The sequence below is a fragment of the Ruegeria sediminis genome (assembly GCF_005938215.1).
Classification (GTDB): domain Bacteria; phylum Pseudomonadota; class Alphaproteobacteria; order Rhodobacterales; family Rhodobacteraceae; genus Ruegeria; species Ruegeria sediminis.
On record NZ_VCPD01000002.1, the window covers coordinates 14,702 to 35,183 of the forward strand.

17 protein-coding genes are annotated in these 20,482 nt (G+C 58.5%); 1 reads left to right on the forward strand and 16 read right to left on the reverse strand.

Annotation, left to right across the window (positions count from 1 at the left end):
- Positions 1–5 precede the first annotated feature (5 nt).
- The 16 genes from FGK63_RS04715 to mprF form a co-directional block, all read right to left on the reverse strand.
- The gene (locus FGK63_RS04715) at positions 6–1,439 is read right to left on the reverse strand and encodes an oligosaccharide flippase family protein (RefSeq protein ID WP_138840474.1); all 1,434 of its coding nucleotides are present in this window, start codon (positions 1,437–1,439) and stop codon (positions 6–8) included.
- Between the two features lie 708 nt (positions 1,440–2,147).
- Positions 2,148–3,632, reverse strand: coding sequence for a SpoVR family protein (locus FGK63_RS04720; protein ID WP_138840475.1), 1,485 nt, complete (start codon positions 3,630–3,632; stop codon positions 2,148–2,150).
- A complete protein-coding gene (locus tag FGK63_RS04725; protein ID WP_138840476.1) occupies positions 3,625–4,947 on the reverse strand; it encodes a YeaH/YhbH family protein in 1,323 nt (440 codons plus the stop codon). The genes FGK63_RS04720 and FGK63_RS04725 overlap by 8 nt, the downstream gene beginning before the upstream one ends.
- Before the next feature lie 20 nt (positions 4,948–4,967).
- Positions 4,968–6,902, reverse strand: coding sequence for a PrkA family serine protein kinase (locus FGK63_RS04730; protein WP_138840477.1), 1,935 nt, complete (start codon positions 6,900–6,902; stop codon positions 4,968–4,970).
- Between the two features lie 424 nt (positions 6,903–7,326).
- Positions 7,327–8,466: a rhamnan synthesis F family protein gene (locus FGK63_RS04735; RefSeq protein ID WP_138840478.1), complete on the reverse strand. Its 1,140-nt coding sequence runs from the start codon at positions 8,464–8,466 to the stop codon at positions 7,327–7,329.
- On the reverse strand, positions 8,456–9,433 hold the full coding sequence (locus tag FGK63_RS04740; RefSeq protein WP_138840479.1) for a glycosyltransferase family 8 protein: 978 nt from the start codon (positions 9,431–9,433) through the stop codon (positions 8,456–8,458). Before FGK63_RS04740 ends, FGK63_RS04735 begins: the two co-directional genes overlap by 11 nt.
- Positions 9,434–9,491: 58 nt before the next feature.
- Entirely contained in the window at positions 9,492–10,367 is an 876-nt protein-coding gene (gene rfbA, locus FGK63_RS04745) for a glucose-1-phosphate thymidylyltransferase RfbA (protein WP_138840480.1), read from the reverse strand.
- Positions 10,364–11,227 carry a dTDP-4-dehydrorhamnose reductase gene (gene rfbD, locus FGK63_RS04750; protein ID WP_138840481.1) on the reverse strand — a complete coding sequence of 288 codons (864 nt, stop codon included), beginning with the start codon at positions 11,225–11,227 and terminating at the stop codon, positions 10,364–10,366. Before rfbD ends, rfbA begins: the two co-directional genes overlap by 4 nt.
- Complete coding sequence (gene rfbB, locus FGK63_RS04755) at positions 11,224–12,273, reverse strand: dTDP-glucose 4,6-dehydratase (RefSeq protein WP_138840482.1); 1,050 nt, start codon at positions 12,271–12,273, stop codon at positions 11,224–11,226. The genes rfbD and rfbB overlap by 4 nt, the downstream gene beginning before the upstream one ends.
- Positions 12,270–12,842 carry a dTDP-4-dehydrorhamnose 3,5-epimerase gene (rfbC, locus tag FGK63_RS04760; RefSeq protein ID WP_138840483.1) on the reverse strand — a complete coding sequence of 191 codons (573 nt, stop codon included), beginning with the start codon at positions 12,840–12,842 and terminating at the stop codon, positions 12,270–12,272. Before rfbC ends, rfbB begins: the two co-directional genes overlap by 4 nt.
- A gap of 205 nt (positions 12,843–13,047) precedes the next feature.
- The gene (gene cyoD, locus FGK63_RS04765; protein WP_138840484.1) at positions 13,048–13,338 is read right to left on the reverse strand and encodes a cytochrome o ubiquinol oxidase subunit IV; all 291 of its coding nucleotides are present in this window, start codon (positions 13,336–13,338) and stop codon (positions 13,048–13,050) included.
- On the reverse strand, positions 13,338–13,913 hold the full coding sequence (locus tag FGK63_RS04770) for a cytochrome c oxidase subunit 3 (RefSeq protein WP_138840485.1): 576 nt from the start codon (positions 13,911–13,913) through the stop codon (positions 13,338–13,340). Before FGK63_RS04770 ends, cyoD begins: the two co-directional genes overlap by 1 nt.
- Complete coding sequence (locus tag FGK63_RS04775) at positions 13,910–15,871, reverse strand: cbb3-type cytochrome c oxidase subunit I (protein WP_246043955.1); 1,962 nt, start codon at positions 15,869–15,871, stop codon at positions 13,910–13,912. Before FGK63_RS04775 ends, FGK63_RS04770 begins: the two co-directional genes overlap by 4 nt.
- Positions 15,868–16,659 carry a ubiquinol oxidase subunit II gene (cyoA, locus tag FGK63_RS04780; protein WP_171052575.1) on the reverse strand — a complete coding sequence of 264 codons (792 nt, stop codon included), beginning with the start codon at positions 16,657–16,659 and terminating at the stop codon, positions 15,868–15,870. The genes FGK63_RS04775 and cyoA overlap by 4 nt, the downstream gene beginning before the upstream one ends.
- Positions 16,660–16,764: 105 nt before the next feature.
- Positions 16,765–17,085 carry a YidH family protein gene (locus tag FGK63_RS04785; protein WP_138840487.1) on the reverse strand — a complete coding sequence of 107 codons (321 nt, stop codon included), beginning with the start codon at positions 17,083–17,085 and terminating at the stop codon, positions 16,765–16,767.
- 10 nt (positions 17,086–17,095) lie between these two features.
- On the reverse strand, positions 17,096–19,684 hold the full coding sequence (mprF, locus tag FGK63_RS04790) for a bifunctional lysylphosphatidylglycerol flippase/synthetase MprF (protein WP_138840488.1): 2,589 nt from the start codon (positions 19,682–19,684) through the stop codon (positions 17,096–17,098).
- Between the two features lie 387 nt (positions 19,685–20,071).
- Between mprF and FGK63_RS04795 the strand changes: the two genes are divergently transcribed.
- Entirely contained in the window at positions 20,072–20,482 is a 411-nt protein-coding gene (locus FGK63_RS04795) for a DUF3302 domain-containing protein (RefSeq protein ID WP_138840489.1), read from the forward strand.

A 20,482-nucleotide genomic window follows, 5' to 3' on the forward strand; every position in this document is an offset into this window, starting at 1 on the left:
TTGCCTCATGCCTCGCGACGGATCATTCGCAGCGCCTTGGTAATTGATCCGGGCATGGCGACCGGCATCAAAGCAAAGAACGTCAAGCCGCCGACCAGAATTGAACTGAGAAACAGGAACGTGACGCCCATCGTCACGCCGATCAACCGCTGCCAGACAAGAACGACCAGTGCCATTCCGACCGAGATCAGCAGGGGTGCAACCAGTTTAGCCAGATAGCGCTTCCACCCGATCGCTTCAGTCGCCAGTGCAACATTGGATCGTATCGGGAAAGCGACAACGGCTCGTACCGTGGCGGCGACCGACACGGCAAGTAGACCGAATGGCGCAGCCAGCCCAACTAGAACGATACCTACGGCGACCTCAATCCCGGCGGCAATCAAAAATCGTGAGATCTTACCGTAGGCCAAAAGGTAGGCTTCGTGGATGGCGACAAGCGCATTGACCGCTCCCATGAGGCATAGCCACGGAAGGATTTTGCCAGCACCGTCCCAATCCGGCCCGACCGAAAGCAGAACGCCCGGGATTGCAACCACTGCAAGCCCGGCAAATGCCGTGAAAGCAATCAGCGCGGCTATCTGCGATACGTCCAGTAGGAAACGGGCCGTGTCGCCCGTGTGGCGGCGAAGTTCTGCGAAGCTTGACTGTGCGACGCCTTTCAACGGAAACGAAACAAAAGTTGTCAACAGTTCCACCAAGCGAAACGCAAACGAATACAGACCTACCGCGACAGGGCCTGCTGTCAGACCTAATGCGATCGTCGGAGTTTGGGCGATCACCAGCGACGAAATCCTCAGTATGATTGTATTCGGACCCAGCCCGCGAACGAGCAAGAGATCGGCCCGCGTTGGAAATCGCTTGGGCAACCAGCCAGCGGCGACTACCGAAATCACCGCGCTGACGCTGAGCTGAACGAGCCGCTGCGCGATCAGGCTCCAGGCCCCAAAGCCACCGACCGCCATCGCAATGCACACGGCACCGCCTGCCACGACTGCCAAGGCATCGCGAATGGCGACCGTACGGAAATCGAGGTTGCGTCTAAGAATGGCGCTCGACACCCCACCAGCGCCCAGAAACAGAATCGACGGGCTGGCGACAACTAGCAAACTGGCGACCTCCGGTTGGCCGTAGAGGGCGGCGATCGCCGGCGAAAACAGGATCAGAAGCGCGACAATGCCTAGCGAGAGCATCATTAGGACGGCGAATGTGCCTTCAAGCCGCCCATCTTCAATCGTGTCACGCGCGATGATCGCTTCGGTAACCGTATCGCGCACCAAGACTTCACCGATGAAAACGAAGGCGAAGGCCATCATTACGATGCCAAATGCCTCGGCCCCAATGATCCTGGCCACCAGAACAAAGACGAAGATCCCGGTCAGATTTTCGACCAGGCTGGATCCAGTGATCCAAGCCACATTTCGCGAAAAATGTCCGTTCACGCGCGGCGCTCCGCACGCGGGTTAAATCTCGATCTGACGTCCCCGGCGGTGACAGGAGTCATCGCGATCCGCTCCAACTGTAATTCGGTGCTTGGTCAATTACCCAGAAATACCAGCCACTAGGGCGCTGTCAAAGGAAACTGGGCTGAGGCGGGGAGGGGGTGTTGTGGCGTCGGCCACGATCAAACGAACTCGGTTTCGATAATTCAAGACTAGCCCGGAAATCAATTGCTTTGCGGTAATGCCTTGCGTCCGCATTCCGCGATCGAGGCATCAATACGACACATCGCCAGGAATTTGGGCGCTGTCTGACCGCAAGATCAAGTCTCAAGCTGACCGGCACTGCTGCCATAGCTGAGTGGTGTGGTCTCCGTGCGGAATTGGGAAACGAAAGCGCTTTACTTATAAGATTGATGCGCCGATCCTGTTCTGATCGCAACTGATGGTGGTCCCAGTTCAAATAGGTGCGCTGCTCACGGAGCGAAGAGTGTTCCCAGCCAGGACACAGGTGCCACAGCGGAAATACCGGCTGAAGGACTTCACATAGGAAACGCAAATACCGAAGACGAGTTCTCATCCTTTGACCAGCACCCTCGAAAGGGGCGCGTTGTGGTATCAAAGGGCGCTGCGAGACCGCCCCGCCAGTCTTGACCTGATCCCTTCTGATAAGTCCGATCGATTGTCTCGGGCATGGATTTCACGCCAGTTTCAATCGTCGAACGCTACCTCATATCCCCAAATTTTCTGCAGATGGCTCAGTGTCGCTTCGCGGCTCCGCGCATCGAGCGAAACGCCGTTGCGCTCGGCGTGGTGCAGTTTGAGACAACGGTCCCCCAGAAGATCCACGTCGACGATCTGGATATCGGGATCGAATTCCGAGACGTCGAGGCTCCGCGCCAGTGTATCGCGCAATTCGTGATAGCCGCGCTCGTCGTGGATCGCTCCGACCGTGTAGAATGGGTCGCCCTCGTCATCGGCAAGCGTGAACATGCGATACCGGCGCATGATGTGCGGGCTGAGGAACTGCTGGACGAAGCTTTCGTCGCGATAGTTGGCCCAGGCGTCCTTCAACACTTCGCGCCATTCGCGGCTGCCGGCGATGTCGGGAAACCACTCTCGGTCCTCCTCCGTCGGTTCGGTGCAGATGCGCTTGATGTCCTGCATCATAGCGAAACCGAGCGCGTAGGGATTGATCCCTACGGCGTTCGGAGCATCGAAGCCTGGCTGCGTCACCACATTGGTGTGGTTGTGCAATATCTCTAGCATGGCGCCATCCGTCAGCAGACCTGCGCCGTGGAGAGCGTTGGTGATGTGGTAGTGAACGAAACATGCACACCCTTCGTTCATCACCTTGGTCTGACGTTGGGGATAGAAATACTGCGCGATATTGCGAACGATGCGAAGCACTTCGCGTTGCCAGTGCTTCAGGACCGGGCTGTGACGTTCGACGAAATAAAGCAGGTTCTCCTCCGGCAGCCCCATTTCGCGCTTGCGCTTGCGGGCCTCCTCGTCGGCTTTCGCTGACGGCTCCGGGTGGTCGAAGGCATCCCACAGGTAATGCACCGCCCGTTCCTCTTCGATCCGCCGCTCGCGTTGCCGGGCCCGTTCATCCGCAAGCGATGTATGGGGTGGCCGGCGATGGCGGAACACGCTCGACGGCATCAGCGCATGTGCGGCATCAAGCAGCTGCTCGACCTCGCGCTCGCCGTGATGTTCTTCGCACTGGGCGATGAAGCTGCGGGCGTAGTCGAGGTAGTCGAGAATACCCTGAGCGTCGCTCCACTGGCGGAACAGGTGATTGTTCTTGAAGAAATGATTGTGGCCGAATGCGGCGTGAGCGATCACCAGCACCTGCAGCGCCATCGTGTTGTCTTCAAGGCAGTAGCTGATGCACGGGTCGGAATTGATCACGATCTCATAGGCGAGGCCGTGCGCGCCCTTTCGGTAAAGCTGTTCTTCGTGGACGAAACGCTTGCCGAAAGACCAGTGCCGGTACATGAGCGGCATCCCGATCGAAGAATAAGCGTCCAGCATCTGCTGATAGGAAATGATTTCGATCTGGTTGGGATAGACGTCGAGTTTGAGATCGTCGATCGCGACCCGCTCGATCGCGTCATAGCTGCGTTGAATCTTTTCAAAGTCCCATTCCGCTCCTTCAAAGAGCGGTACCCCGGCTGCAGCGCGATCAGCCATTGGTGACCCCATCCGACTTGCGCGCGAACAGCTCGTGCAGAACCGGATAAATGTCGGCGGGGCGCGCGATCCTCTTCATGGCGAAGTTGGGCCAGGCTGCAGCCACCTGCCGATATGCACGCCACAATTCCATGCCGCTATCCTCGCTGTTCATCAGGGACGCCTCGTTCTCATCGACGATTTCCGTATAGGCGAAGTACTGGCAGCGCTTCATCAGGTCCTCGATCAGGAGTTCAGCGCACAGGTCTGAATCGCCACGATAATTCTCGCCGTCCGAAGCTTGTGCCGCATAGATGTTCCAAAGCGAGGGCGGATAGCGGGCTTCGATTATCTTCTTCATCTTTTCAAGCGCGCTGCTCACGACCGTGCCGCCGGTCTGACGCGAGTGGAAAAACGTCTCTTCATCGACCTCGTTCGCGACCTGCGTGTGGCGGATGAAGACAAGCTCGAGTTTGTCGTAGCGCTGTTTGAGAAATAGGTGCAGGAGCACGAAGAACTGCTTGGCAAGGTCCTTTTCGCGTTCGCCCATCGAGGCCGAAACATCCATCAGGCAGAACATCACCGCATTCGCGGCTGGTTCGGGGCGCGTCTCGAAATACTTGTAGCGCACGTCCAGCGGATCGATGAAAGGGACGTGCCGGCGGCGGCGCTGAATCTCGTCGAGCTTGTCGCGCAGCGCCTGCAACTCCGCCTCCTGCGCCTCGTCAGGCTTAGTCAACGCCTCCAGTTCTTCCACCTGTTGCATGAGCGACTGGGTTTCGGCAGTTGTCGGGCGTCGCATCGCGATGCGACGACCGAAAGCGTTGCGCATCGTGCGCGCGACGCTGAGATTGGCGGGCGTTCCGGAAGCGGTGTAGCCCCTGCGCTGCGGCTTGGCGGCCGTAATCTCTTTCAGGCTGCGCTTGACCATGTCGGGAAGTTCGAGATCCTCGAAGAAAAGGGAAAGAAACTCGTCGCGTGAAAGAACGAACAGGAACTCGTCCTCGCCTTCGCCCTCGGACGCACCTTCGCGACCGTATTGCCCGCTCTGGCCCGACCTCGGCTTTTGGATTTTGTCGCCGGTCCGGAATTTCTTGTTGCCGGTCGCGACTGTACGCCGGTAACCACCTTGACTGGCATGCCTGAAATGCGGCTCTCCAATTCCTTCGGATGGCACCGAAATCTTTTCCTGCTGGTCGACATCCGCGATTTTGCGGCGGCGCACGCTTTCGTCCACCGCCTTTTTGACCGCGGTGCGGACACGGCGTATGAACCGTCTCCGATTCCCGAGGCTCTTGTCCTTTGGGTTCAGCCTTCGGTCGATCAAATGAGCCATTTGCGTATGGACTCCCTGCCTCACCCGGCCTTGTTGACGCGCATGTACCACTCAACCAGGCGCCTGACCTGTCGGCGCGTATAACCGCGACCGATCATCCGCTCGATAAACTCGTTGTGCTTGGCTTCGGTTTCCTTGTCGCGCTTGGCGCCGAAGCTGATGACCGGCAAGAGGTCTTGAATCTGGCCAAACATACGCTTTTCGATGACCCTTCTCAGCTTTTCATATTTGCGCCAATCCGGGTTGCGACCGCGATTGTTGGCCCGTGCGCGGAGCACGAACTTGACCACCTCGTTGCGGAAGTCCTTGGGGTTGGAGATTCCGGCCGGCTTCTCGATCTTCTCGAGTTCCTGTTCGAGGACGTCGCGATTGAGAATCTGACCGGTATCTGGGTCCTTGAAGTCCTGATCCTCAATCCAGGCATCCGCGAAGGCGATGTAACGATCGAAAAGGTTCTGGCCGTAGTCCGAGTAGGATTCCAGATAGGCTTTCTGGATCTCGTTGCCGATGAACTCCGCATAGCGCGGCGCCAGATCGTCTTTCATGAACGAAAGGTAACGGTTTTCGACGTCATCGGGGAACTGCTCGCGCTTCACCGACTGTTCGAGAACGTAAAGCAGATGCACCGGATCGGCGCCGACTTCTTCGGTATCGTGGTTGAAGGTTTCCGACAGCACCTTGAAGGCGAAGCGGGTGGAGATGCCGGTCATCCCCTCATCGACGCCGGCGGCATCGCGGTATTCCTGCACCGACCGCGCCTTGGGATCGGTATCCTTCAGCGTTTCACCATCATACACGCGGAGCTTGGAGTAAATCGGCGAATTCTCGTGTTCCTTCAGCCGCGTCAGAACGCTGAACCGCCCCAGAATGGACAACGTTTCCGGTGCACAAGGGGCTTCACCAAGGCTGCTTTCATTCAGCAGTTTCTCGTAGATCCGGATTTCGTCAGTGGCCCGCAGGCAATAGGGCACCTTGACCAGGCTGATCCGGTCGAGGAACGCTTCGTTGTTCTTGTTGTTCTTGAATTGCCGCCATTCGGCTTCGTTCGAATGTGCGACGATGACGCCTTGAAACGGGAACGCGCCGATGTTCTCGGTACCGGCATAAGAGCCTTCCTGCGTCGCGGTCAGCAAGGGATGCAGCACCTTGATCGGCGCCTTGAACATTTCCACGAACTCCATCAGCCCCTGCGTGGTGCGGTTCAGAGCACCGGAATAGGCATAGGCATCAGGGTCGTTCTGGCTGAACTCCTCCAGTTTGCGGATGTCGAGCTTGCCGACCAGCGAAGAGATGTCCTGATTGTTCTCGTCGCCCGGTTCAGTCTTGGCGACGCAGATCTGGCGCAGCTTGGAAGGATAGAGCTTGACGACCGAGAACTTGGAAATGTCGCCGTCGAACTCCTTGAGCCGTTTGACCGCCCAGGGCGAGATCAGCCCGTTCAGCAGTCGTTTCGGGATATGGTATTTCTTCTCCAGCAGATCTCCCATCCGCTCGCGGTCAAACAGTCCCAGCGGGGATTCGAAGACAGGGCTGATCTCGTCGCCCGCCTTCAGGACATAGACAGGTTGCCGCTCCATGAGGTTCTTGAGGATCTCGGCAAGCGTCGACTTGCCGCCGCCGACCGGGCCTAGAAGGTAAAGGATCTGCTTCCGCTCTTCGAGCCCCTGGCTCGCGTGTCGGAAGAAACCAACAATGCGTTCGATGGTTTCCTCGACGCCAAAAATGTCCTGGAAAGGTTTGTAACGCTTTATCGTTCGGTTGAGAAATATCCGGCTTAGTCTCGGGTCCTGGCTCGTATCGACAAGCTCGGGCTCTCCAATCGCAGCGACCATCCTCTCGGCGGCGGTCGCCCTCATCGTGGTATCTTCACGGCACCCCAGCAAGTAGTCCTGCAACGACATCTCGACAAGCTTGGTGCGCCCATACTCTTCAGCAAACTGCTCGAAAATCTCCATTTATGACCCCTTTAGGTTTCAGAAGCCCCCTTCATTCCGAATTCTTCAGTCCATTATAGTGTACGAATAAATTTGGCTTTTATTTGACTCGTTTCCAGTCACGTTTTGTTTCCCATTTTGCAACTTGTGGAGCGAAACACGCCTGCGACGGGCATTGGAATAGCCGGTAGTGTCCATGTGGCGGTTCTGAAACTGAGAGCCCAAGACAAAGAGACGCCGTCGGCACAACACTACCACACGGCCCGGTTGCAAGCTTCGGACGATTGGCGTCTGTCAACTTTTGGTGTGAATGGTCGAAGGCGATCGATAACGCGAAGGTCAGGTCGTGATATCCCTCAAGGGCGCGCGATACCGTGGCAAACTTTCGCACCGCCGCATACAGGAAAATTCGGAGTTGCCGACAGTTCCTCCGAAGTTACAAAGCTCAAGTCGCGATCAATCGTGTACGCCGAAGGAATTCCGCTTCGTCCCGGGTATCCGGGCTGAAGCCGTGTTTCTCGAGCAACCGCATCGTTATCTCCGAAGCCTCGTTTTGATGCCAGACAGGCGATTTCTTGAGAAATGGAAACTTCATTTCCGCCAAATTGAAGTCCGCGAAAGCATAAGAAACGCCCAGGCAACGTGTTGCGGCCAAGAGGAGCGCCAGCAAGGTATTCCGGTTTGTCGGCTCCTGCAGTGTCCGGTGCTTCAACGCCAGGAATTTGGGGTTTCCAAGGACAATCAGGTTTTCCGCTATTTCTCGCAATCGTGGCGTCGAAAGCGGCTCAAGCAATTTGTCCATATTCACAACAGGGTAGGTCGACGAAGCAGAGAAACCTTGCGCGAGCGCCCATTGAGAAAGGCCAATCTCGCCCCTCAAAATCGTGAGTTCCTTGCTGTTGACCAATGGATATCTCGACCAGAAACGCCGAAAAGCTGGCGTGCGCAATGCCGAGGCGGAAAAGGACAGCGCAAAGGATGGAAAGTGAAATCCGGCACCAGCAGATCCGTATTTCCAAGTTTCAGCCACGAGTTCCCTAGGAACGGTTCTTGATGCGCCGAAATTGGAAGCGGCACCTGTGATCTCCGTCCCCTCATTCTCGACCGCCTCAAACCAGTTTGAAGCAGCCGGAACAGGAAACCAAACGGAGTCATTGAACAGTGACAGGCGCGAAAGCCCCTCCAGCCGTGCCCCCAGATAGAGGACTCCTTCCCGGTATGCGCCGAAATCGTAACCTTGATTTGGCCGTTCAATCACCACCGAAGCGCGATCGGATATCCTGGTTCTTTCTTCAGGGGACAAAGCAAGATTGGAAACGACAACCGGAGATGCACCGGCGTTTTCCAGGTATTCAAGCGCGGCCAGATGTGATGGCCAAACCCCATCGAAGGGTGCCATGACATAGATCGCGACGTGGTCCCGCATGCCGATCGACCCTGTCGAAACGCGCACCTTCAATCGTTGGGTGAGATCATAGAGGTAGGGCGAATAAACCCGAGACGTCGTGCGATGCAGGAATTTTCCCAACTGCCGGGCAGGTCGAACCAGTTCGCGGCGCAGCTTCGAGGGTTTACTATCTTGCAATCTTTACCGCCTTCCGAGATTTGCTGAGGCGGTCCCGAACCAGTTCTTCGATGCGCCTCCTTACTCGTTGCGGCTTGCTTTCACGCCAAGGCGTTTCATTCCGCAATGTCCAGTAGAGTTCGCGCAATGGGTGGTTGCAGTTGGTGTTCCACGGTTTCCGGCGATCGGTAAAGTGAAGGATTCCCGGTGCCGTCACCGCTTCCCGGGCTTCAACCGGGCCGTAGGCCGGTTCCAGATCATTGGGCGTGTAGAGGCGTGTGTTCGCGTTCCAGCGAAGATGAAGGCGGTGAACCTGGCCGGCAAACATCAGGTTCAAGATGTCCTGATCCTGAAGCTCCAGCTTTGCCAACCTTTCCGAGACAACGCTTTGTGCGCGGGATCCAAATTCTACTGGATCGATGGCTTCAAGATTGAACAACAAAACGCCGGCATTGAAGTAGAATGTTCCTTCCGTCAGTTCGAGTCGTTGCGCTTGCGTTCCACCACCTTCGTCTGGGGCGGCGGCGATCGCCGCGCCCTTCATGTCGACCGCCCACAAATGGGCCAAGTCGTCGGTGACGATCGTATCGCAATCCAAATAAATCACCCGCGAGGCAACGCCTCTTAGGGTTTCAGGGATGAAAAGCCTCAGATAGGTTGCAAGCGATACGTGGTCACGGTTGTCGGGAAGCGAAACGAAACGCTCACTGTCGACTTCATGCCACCTGATGGATAGTGCCGGAGACAGCTTCTCGAGCGCCGCTTGTTCATCGGCACCGAGGTCTCCGGCGTGCAGGACATGCACCTTGATTTTACTCGGGATCTTTGAAGCCTTGGCAGCCGAAACCAGAGTCACGGCCGCGTGCGGTACGAAGTTCCTGTCAAAGGCAAGGCAGATGTCGATTTCCGCGCCCGGATCGGCTGGTTTCTCACGCGAATACTGCTGGTCGATTCCGTCAAGAATGTCCTTCTTTGAAAGCTCGATCATCGTGTTCGTCACAGCCGCAAAATCACCATGTGCAGTCAGCCGAATTTGGCCGGGGGACCTAGCTTTTCAGGATCTCTGAAAGATGGGTTCCATAGTAGCTCTTGCTCAGACGCGACGCCAGTTCCTTCAGCCGGTCCGCGCTGATCCAGCGCTTGTGGTAGGCGATTTCCTCAGGGCAGCCGACCTGTTGGCCTTGGCGGTCCGACAGGGTCCGCACGAAGTTCCCCGCGTCAAGCAGACTGGCATGAGTGCCGGTGTCGAGCCAGGCGTAGCCCCGGCCCATCTGCTGCACGTCCAGCTCTTCTTCGGCAAGGTAGCTGCGCAGGACATCGACGATCTCCAACTCGCCGCGCGGGGATGGTTTGACTCGCCGAGCTCTATCCGATGCGGTTGCATCCAGGAAATACAAGCCCGTCACTGCGTAATTCGACGGGGGAACTTCGGGTTTTTCGACGATTTCGGTGACGCGTCCGTTTGCGTCGTAGCCGACGACGCCGTAACGTGCGGGATCGGATACCCGATAGCCAAAAACCGTGCCGCCGCGTTCGCGTCGGTCGGCTGCCGCCAGTATCTCGGGCAAGCCATGCCCGAAAAACAGGTTGTCCCCCAAAATCAATGCGCTCGGTGAGCCGTCGAGGAACTCTTCGGCTAGCAGGTAGGCTTGCGCAAGACCTTCGGGCCGGGGTTGTTCGATGTAGGTGAAGGACAGACCCCAGTCGCTGCCGTCGCCGAGCGTACGCTTGAACTGGTCCTGATCGTGGGGCGTCGTGATGATCGCGATTTCGCGTATCCCCGCAAGCATCAGGACGCTGATCGGATAGTAGATCATCGGCTTGTCATAAATCGGAAGCAGTTGCTTGGAGACACCAATGGTCACGGGGTACAGGCGCGTCCCGGATCCGCCGGCAAGAATGATGCCTTTGCGATTGGTCATGATTTCAGGACTCCCAGATCCACCAGTATGTCGCTCAGGCCCCTGCGCCAATTCGGCCTCTGGATACCGAAAACGCTTTCAAGCTTGCTGTTGTCAAGCCGCGAGTTCAAGGGGCGTCTGGCCGGCGTGGGGTAGTCGCTGCTGGGGATGTCAACGACCTCGCATGCAATGCCGCTTTGTCGAAATATCTCGCGCGCAAAATCGGCCCAACTGACATCCGGCCCGCCGGAAAAGTGGTAGGTTCCGGTCTTTTTCGGGTTCTCGGCAAGCTGTTTCGCGACCTCAAGACAGGTATCTGCAATGTTTGCGGCGCAGGTCGGCCCGCCGATCTGATCGGCCACAATGGTCAAGCGGTCGCGTTCGGCCCCGAGACGGAGCATGGTCTTCACGAAATTGCCGCCATGTGACGAGACCACCCAAGATGTCCGCAGAATGACATGGGGGCCGTCGGCAGCCCGGACATTCACTTCGCCGGCCAGTTTGCTGCGCCCATAGGCCCCCAGCGGCGCCGTGGAGCGGTTTTCGGGGTAGGGAGTATTCCCTTGGCCGTCAAAGACGTAGTCCGTCGAGATATGCAGGAAGGGCAGGCCGCGCTGAGCTGCGGCGCGGGCCAATGCACCCGGTGTCGTTCCGTTGACGGCCGCGGCCAGTTCTTCCTGATCCTCGGCCCTGTCAACCGCCGTGTAGGCCGCCGCGTTGATGACCGCGTCCGCATCGGTGTTCCGAATCCATTCCACGCAAGTCGCGGGATCCGCGAAATCCGCTTGGTCGCGCCCGACGACTTCAAGCGTCACCGCCTCGGCGCGCCGTTGCAGTTCCCGGCTGACCTGCCCGGTCTTTCCGAAAAGCAGAACCTTCACACTTTTTCCCCCAGGCGCACGCCAACACCCTTGCGCTGCTGCAGCGGTCGCCACCAAGCTTCATTGTTCAGATACCATTCCACGGTTTTCCGAAGTCCGTCCTCCAGCGAAACGGCCGGTGTCCATCCCAGTTCCTGACGTATGCGGCTTGCGTCGATGGCGTAGCGGGCATCGTGACCCGGACGATCCGCGACGAAACTGATCTGATCGGCATAGCTGCCTTCGGGTTTCGGGCGAAGCTCGTCGAGAATGGTGCAGAGCGATCGGACAAGTTCGAGGTTGGAGCGTTCATTCCCGCCCCCGATGTTGTAGGAGCGTCCTAGTTCACCCTTTTGCAGAACCAGCAACAGCGCATCGGCATGATCTTCCACATAAAGCCAGTCGCGAATGTTGGATCCATCGCCGTAGATTGGCAGAGGTTTGCCGGCGAGTGCATTCAGGATGGTAACGGGGATCAGCTTTTCCGGAAAATGGAAGGGGCCGTAATTGTTCGAGCAGTTGCTCAGAACGACAGGCAAGCCGTAGGTCTCGTGCCAGGCGCGCACCAAGTGGTCGCTTGCTGCCTTGGACGCGGAATATGGCGATCTTGGATCGTAAGGCGTGTCCTCGGTAAACAGCTTCGCGGGGTCATTCGGGAGTGAGCCGAAAACCTCATCAGTCGACACGTGGTGGAACCGGAACAAGCCCGGCCTGCCGCGGTCGATCCAGTACCGCCGTGCCGCTTCAAGCAAGTTGTAGGTGCCGGTGATGTTGGTTTGGATGAAATCTTCGGGTCCGTCGATCGAACGGTCCACGTGGCTTTCGGCCGCCAGGTGCATGATGGCGTCCGGCGCGTGTTCCGAAAAGATCCGATCCAGCCCGGCCCGGTCCCGGATGTCAGTCTGATCGAAGGCATAATTCGGGTCGTCAGCCACGCTCGCCACGTTGTCGAGGCAGGCGGCATAGGTCAGCGCGTCCAGATTGACGATCTGGTGCCCGCGGGCGATCGCCAGACGGACGACGGCGGATCCTATGAACCCGGCCCCGCCGGTTACCAGAATCTTCACTGGACCGCTCCTTCGAACACGAACGGGTTTTGCAGATCTCTGAGCAGGGGCGCGGCCGCATCCTTGCCGGAAAGAACGGGGACCGAGTCCCCCAGTTTCCAGTCGATGCCGATGTCGGGGTCATCGTAGCGCACCGCGCCGTCACAGTCCGGAGCGTAGTAGTCGGAGCACTTGTAGACAATCTCGGTGCCGTCCTCGCGCGTAACGAAGCCGTGCAAAAAGCCCACGGGTACAAACAGCTGCTTTCCGTTCTCGAAGCTCAATTCCTCGCCGACCCATTTCCCGTAGGTCGGGCTGCCCCTGCGGATGTCCACGACCACGTCGAAAAGTCGCCCCCTTCCGCAACGCACCAGCTTGGCCTGGGCATGGGGCGGTGACTGGAAATGAAGCCCACGCACCGTTCCAGCCTTGGCCGAAAAAGAGTGATTGTCCTGAACGAACAAAGTGTCCAAGCCGTGCTCGGCCATCTTCCGCGCGCTCCAGCTTTCGCTGAAGAAGCCCCTGTCATCACCAAAACGGGCCGGGGTAATCACAAGAACATCCGGAATGGCAGTGCGTTCGACAATCACTGAAAACCTCGCAAAAATGGCTGTTTGTGACCTAGCAGTCGAGCGAATTGATGTGAAGAGGGCAATTGGAGGCTCTGATCGGCGGAGGATTGCCTCGAATTGGAGCGGCCGAACGTCGGTTCTTGGGAACTGGGCATGAGTGGCAAATGGATTGAAATGCGACGAAAAACTCTCGGCAAGAACCTCAGACTGCCAAGGTCGGAACCTACATCATCCGGTAGTTCAAGTTACCCATGACCCACAGTGTTCCCCCGACCATGATGAACAGGAGAACGAAAGCGAAGATGAGCGCGCCGTTTCTCTCCCGGTCACCTGATCCCAACCGGATCCCGAGAAAGAACCGAAGATGCACCATGATCTGGGTGACAGCTGCGACGCCCACGAGCCACAGGGTCATATCGCGGGGCAGCAGCCGCGTTGCGACAAGGCCAAACGGCAGCACCGTCAGAACTACGGCGAGTGCAAAGCCGATCAGAATTGGGCGGAGTCCCTGCATCAGAACAACTCCGGCAGGTAGACGACAGAAAAGATCCCGATCCACACGATGTCCAGAAAGTGCCAGAACAGCGTTAGCCGCGAAAGTCTGGAAAGCACGCGCGAATTCGGCCCCTTCAGCAGCAATTGCATCATCATGGTGCCGATCCAGATCAGGCCGGCGGACACGTGCAGGCCGTGAGTGCTGAGCAAGGTGAAGAATGCCGACAAGTAGCCGCTGCGATTCGGCCCCGCTCCGCTGGCGACGAAACCGCTGAGTTCCCTGACTTCCAGCACGAGAAACCCGGCCCCAAGGGCGAACGTCAATGCCAGCCAAACCAGGGCCGGCCCGATGCGCTCCTCCATTGCCGCGTGATGCGCCAGCGCGACGGTAAGGCTGCTGGTCAACAGCAGGGCGGTTTGCATCGAGAGGTTGGTCATGCTGAACAGGTCCGTGCCGCCCGGCCCGCCGGCCAGGTTGGTCGACATGACGACGAAGGTCGCGAAGATCAGGCCAAAGAGAATGGCGTCGCTCATGAGATAGAGCCAGAAGCCGAAGCTCACCTCACTGTCGGAATGGCGTACTGCGGTGGTCATGAGATCCCGGTGCCTCGTCCGGGGAACGCTTCGCTTTCGGTGTCATCCGCGAAAGAACGCGCAATCAGGGTCGTGGCGACCAGGGCCAACCCAACTGCCGCCAGCCACCAGATGAACCAGATCACTCCGAATCCGACGCAGAATCCGGCAAACCCGATGACCGGGCCTACGGCAGTATTGCGTGGCACGTGGATTGAGGCGGTCAACGGCGCCGTCGGAATGGGTTTACCTGTCAATTTTGCCTCATGAAAGGAATCGCGGACCGAAACGATCGGCAGTTCTGTATAATTCCATGCTGGGGGCGGAGACGATGTCGACCATTCCAGCGTTCGCCCGTCCCAAGGGTCGTCCGCCTCGGCGGCAAGACGCACCCGGTCGCGGACGCTGACCCACAGCTGGATGCCCAGTGAAACGATCCCCAGAAGGATGAGACATGCGCCAAGAAACGCGATGATCAGCCAGGGTTGCCAGTCCGGGTTCGCATAGCTTTCCATCCTGCGCGGCATACCCATCAGGCCGATGACGTAAAGCGGCATGAATGCCAGGATGAAGCCGGTAAACCAGAACCAGAAGGCGCGGGCGCCCCAGTTGCGGTCCAGCCGGAATCCGAAGGCCTTCGGAAACCAGTACATGTAGCCGGCCACGTAGCCGAACAGCGCGCCGGGGATGATCATGTTGTGGAAATGCGCCACGAGGAAAGTGGTGTTGTGCGTCGCGTAATTGATCGGTGGGATCGCCAGCAGAACGCCCGACATGCCTCCGACCACGAAGAGGCACATGAATCCGAGCGTGAAAAGCATGGGCGGTTCGAACCGGATGCGGCCGCGATACATCGTGAAGAGCCAGTCGAACACCTTTACGCCCGTGGGCACGGCGATCACCATGGTTGCGATTCCGAAAATCGCGTTCACGTTCGCGCCGGCGCCCATGGTGAAGAAATGGTGCAGCCAGACCGTAAAGGACAGGACGGCGATCACCATGGTGGCGTAGACCAGCGAAGGGTATCCGAACAGGCGCTTTGACGAGAAGGTCGCCACCACCTCGGAAAAGATCCCGAACGCCGGGAGGATGAGGATGTAGACTTCGGGATGTCCCCAGATCCAAAACAGATTCATGAAGTTCATGACATTGCCGCCGCCGTCATTCGTGAAGAAATGGGTTCCCACGGTTCGATCCAACGCCAGCATCGCGGTGACGACGGTCAGTGCCGGAAAGGCAAAGACGATCAGGATGCTGGAACACAGCGCCGTCCAGGTGAACATCGGCATATGCATCAACGTCATCCCGGTTGTGCGTTTGCGCAGGATCGTCACGACGAAGTTGATGCCTGTCAGCGTCGAACCTACACCGCTGACCAGAACGGCCCAGATCCAGTAGTCGACGCCGACCCCGGGTGTGAACTGGACGCCGGAGTAGGGCGGGTACCCGGTCCAGCCGGCCGTCGAGAACTTGCCGATGACCAGCGAGACAAGGACAAGGCCGGCACCGGCCGCTGTCAGCCAGAAGCTGATCGAGTTCATCACCGGGAATGCCACGTCGCGTGCGCCGATCTGAAGCGGGACGGCAAAGTTCATCAGGCCCGTGACGAAAGGCATGGCCATGAAGAAGATCATGATCGTGCCGTGACTGCTGAAGATCTGTTCGAAATGCTCGGGCGGCAGGTATCCGCCTCCGTCCATCGCCAGCGCCTGCTGCAGACGCATCATGATGGCGTCGACGAAGCCGCGGATCAGCATGATCAGCGCCAGCACGATGTACATGATGCCGATGCGTTTGTGATCGACCGAGGTAATCCATCCCGACCAAAGCTCGCGCCACTTGCCGAGCCAGGTCACGATCGCCAGAAATCCAAGTCCGCCCGCCACGGTCACCATGGCGCCGCCCATGGCGACCCAACTATAAAGCGGAAGGGCATCCGGGCCGAGGCGCCCAAGCAGGGGCGAAATGTCTTCGGTCAATTTCCGGCTCCTTCTGCGGTGGTATCCGCTGCATGGGGCATGTCCGCGCTGCCGGCGAGGAGCCCGGCGAAGAAACCCTGCGGAGCCGAGGCAAAATAGGTGACGGGAGCAGCGATGCTGGGCTGACTGATTTCCGCAAAAGAGCGGTCATCGAGGGCCTGGTCACTGGCGCGCACCCGCTCTATCCACCCGTCGAAATCGGCTTCGGTCATCGCAAGAACGTCGAATGTCTGCTGGGGAAACCCGGTTCCGCTGAACTGCATGTTCCGGCCTTGCATCTTGCCCGGCTCATTCGCCTGCAGGTTCAATTGCGTCTCCATTCCCGCCATGGCATAGATCTGACCGCCGAGGTCGGGGATGATGAAGGAATTCATTGCGACTTGCGACGTTACCCTGAACGAAACCGGACGGTCCGCGGGAATGGCAAGCTCATTTACAGTGGCTATGCCGTGGTCCGGATAGATGAACAGCCATTTCCAATTGAGAGCGACGGCCTGCACCAGCAACGGTTCTCCGCCTGGAAGCGGCTTGTATGGATCGAGCGCGTGGGTCTTGTCCCAGACCATTGTAGCGAGAAGCCCGACCATGATCGCCGGGATTCCCCAAACGGTGATTTCCACGACCCGCGACCGATCCCAGTCCGGGCTATACGCCGCCCGGTCGTTCGTCGCCCGGTAGCGCCAGGCAAATGCCAGAGCCATCAGAATGACAGGCACGACGACAAGCAGCATCAGGCCGGACGCCTTCAGTAAAAGCAGTTTCTCGGCTTCGGCAATAGGTCCTGTCACACCTCGCCCCTTCGTCGCGCTGGCCGTCCGGGTGCGGCCAATATCCTCACATTATACAGAGAATCCGGAAACCGTCTTGGGTGTTGTTGGTCGAATCCCTTAGGGTCAGCTGATATGGAAAACAAAGACGCCCAAAAGCGCGATCAATGATGCGACGAGCAGCAGCAACAGCGTTTCGGATGGCGTCGCCTCCTGGTCGATCATTTCCGATCGGAGGATCATCCCCCGCAGATGCCGCATCCTCACGTAAGCCAGCAGGATGACCACAGCGCCGGCGCCCAGCAACAGCACTTCGGACCAGATCGCGACATTCTTGGTCACAAGCCGCTCGATACCAATGCCGAACCCCATGATCGCGATCGCGGTCCGAACCCAGGCAAGGAAGGTCCGCTCGTTCGACGCATGATCGGTAAAATTCAAGACCATCAGCCCGCTCCTACTTCATCAGACCCCGGATGCCGCCGGAAATCAGCACGTTGACCTCGTAGAGAATTTTCGGTGCCGCGAGCCCACCGGGACTTGCAAGGTAGTTCGGCGTCCAGACCGGATCGAACTTCTGCTTGAAGCTGCGCAGCCCTTCGAAATGGTAGAACTGCTCGCCGTGATCGTAGACGAAGCCGCCAACACGGTTCCAGAACGAGGCCAACTGCCGGTTCTCGATCCCCGAAAACGGTGCCGCGCCAAGGGAGAACCAGCGAAACCCTGTCTGCGCGCCCCAAAGCATCAACTCCGCGAAGAGCGCGTCCATCACGAAACTCGGCGCGTCGGGATCATACCGCATAAGATCGAGCGACAGTTCATGCTTGTTGCCGCCCTGAAACAGGTTAGCAAAGGCCACGATCCGCCCCTCGGGATCGCGCAGGACGGCATGGTCGAAATTGGAAACGTAGCCTTCGTCAAAGCCGCCAAGCGCAAAGCTTTTTTCTTCGCCCTGTTTGGTGGCAAGCCATTTGTCCGAGATCGCCTTCAACTCGGGCAGGTATTCCTTCAGTTCCTGTTTGGGAATGATCTCAAAGACATACCCTTCGCGCGACGCCCGGTTGCGCGCCTGCCTGAAGCCCTTTTTGGCCGATCCGTCCAGCGTGAATCCGGTAAGATCGACCCTCGCAACCTCGCCGATCTTCAGTATCGACAGCCCGAGATCGAGGAAGGTTGGAAGATAGCGCGGCGACACGGCATAGAAAGCGCAGCGCTTGCTTTCGCGGTCGGCTTTCTCGCGCAATTGCCAGATGAGGTCGCGGCCCGCTTCCTCGTCGCCAACCGGTTCTCCTTTGGTGATCAGGGATTTTCCGGTGTCGGCGTAGGCGAGAAAGGCCGAACCGTCCTCTGCGATCAGAAACGACTTGTCGCCTATCAGGGCCATGTTCGCCTCGGTGTCCTCACTCTCGGCGACCAGTTTTCGCACGACGTCCGGAATCGGCTCGGGGCCCGAGCGCGTACCCCGGTTAAGCACGATCGAGTCGAGCGATATTCCGGCAAGCAGGATGGCCACGACCAGGCTTGCCCTCAGAAACCGCGATGCGTCGGCGTGCAAGGCAAAATCCCACCATAGCTCATCCCGGTATTCCACGTGGCTGTAGGCAACGAATCCGACCCAGGTAATGGCCAGCACCAACGCCGCCAGGCTGAGGATCCATGTTCCGTTCAGCCGGAAGACCGAGGCGCCCTCGACGCGATAGAAGGCCGAGCGAAACAGGGCCAAAAGTCCGATTGCCGCCAGGAGGCCAAGCGACTCTTCCCAGTCGAGCCCCTTGGTCAGCGACACCACGAAACCGACCGTCATGAGCAGGATCGCGATCAACCATGCCCGATAGAGCTTTCGGAACAGCCCTCGGGAAATCACGATCAATAGCAGCCCGACTACGCTGCCGATCATGTGCGATGCTTCGATGACCGACAGTGGTAGAACGTCAAGCAGAACGCCGAGCCGGTCGGAATCCACCGGGATGTTGCCTGAGAAAAGAAGCACGCTGCCCGCGAGCAGCGAAATGGACGCGGCGGCGAACGGCACGACGGGTCGGGCAATTCGAAAGACCCAGGATGCCGATTGCGTGACCGTGCGGTGTTCCGCTATCGCCCAGACCACCGCAAGGCAGACGATCGCGACGACGAAAGGAAGGATCGTGTAGACGACTCGGTAGAGCAGCAGCGCCGCAAGAACGTCGGGCCGCCCCGCAGCGCCAAGCCCGGCAATCATTGCAGCCTCGAAAACTCCAAGTCCTCCCGGTGAATGGCTGAGAATGCCGAGGGCGATGGCGCCAACGTAGATCACGAAGAAAAACGTGGGGCTTTGGACCAGATCGGATGGCATGAGGACATAGAGTGTCAGCGCCGATCCGCACAGATCGATGACACCGGCCATCATCAGACCACCGCCAAGCTTGACGCCCGGCAGATCGAACCCGAAATCCGCAACCGAAACCCGCCGCGTCCCGCGCGACAACCACAAGAACAACCCGGCAAGCGCGACCGCGAGCGCGACCCCGATGACCGTTTCGGTCGTCGGGTTCAGTGGCACCACGGTCGACAATCCCTGCGGGTGCAGTGTCAGCAATATGGACAGGATCAGTGTGAGGCCCAGCCACAAGCCGACCCAGGATATCGCGATGATCCCGGCCACGTGGTTGAGTTCAAGGCCCAGAGAGGAGTAGATCCGGTATCTGACCGCCGTTCCAGTCAGATAGGAGAAGCCTAGAAGGTTCGATATCGCGTATCCGCTGGACCCCGCAAATCCCGCCACCCAGTCCGGGATTCGTTTCCTGGCAACGCTTCTGACCGCAAGGATGTCGTATGACGCCAGACCGACATAGCTTGCCGCTGTCCAAAAAGCCGCAAGGCCCAAGGTCGACCAGGAACTGGCGGCAATGTCGGCCTTGACATCGCTCCAGCGGACCTCGGAGGCGAGCCGGGTCAGCACGTAGCCGGCCAGGCACAAGACAACCAAGGGCAAGGCAAGCCGGACAACCGGATGTTCCAGAACCTTCACCAGTCGCGCCGAAAGGGAACTGGCGTCATGGGTGTCCATCGGGATACCTCTCGGGCTTGCGGCTAGCCGGGGGCGGCAATTCGGGTGGCTAGATCAATAGCTTGAAGGTCGTTCTTTATCATTGCGCGACCGCAGCCGCAGTCGTCAATGGTTGTTTTCCCCACGCAACGGCGGCCGTTCCTTTGTCCAGCCGCAGTGGATTGAGCGGCGAATCCGGTTTGTTGACGGTGCAGTTCCGCACGCGCTGAGGAACCGCCGGGCACATGTGACACCTCTGGGTTCGAGTTCAGAAAACATCTGGACAAACATTCTGCCAGTCCTGAAAGTTCGGAGCAGAACTGAGATGATTTTGACAGAACCATCTTCATGCTTCGCACCGATTAGGGTTCTCTGGATCTGGTGCCAAACTTGTTGAGGGAGACAAGGATGCAGAACTCTGAGGGATTCTGGAGCTCGGTCACCAATTCATACTACTTTTGGGATGCGGTCACCCTTGTTTGCGGAATGATCTGTGTGTTCGGTTTCCTGGCCTTCATCGTCTGGCTGTTGGGACTGCCGGGACGAATTGCGGTGGCACGCAACCACCCCGAGGCAGAAGCCGTCTATGCGATGGGCTGGGCGGGATTTCTGGCTGTCATCCCGTGGATTCAGGCATTCATCTGGGCGTTCAAACCTTCGGACGTCGTGGACATCCGCAGGTTCCCTGATGAAGAGCGCGAGGCCATCAAGCGCGACTTGGCGCGTCTCAAGGCCTATGCCTATGGCGAAGTAGAGGATCCCGACAACGAAGACCCCCCGATGCCGCAATCCAATCCCCGGACCGGCAGAGAGGACTGA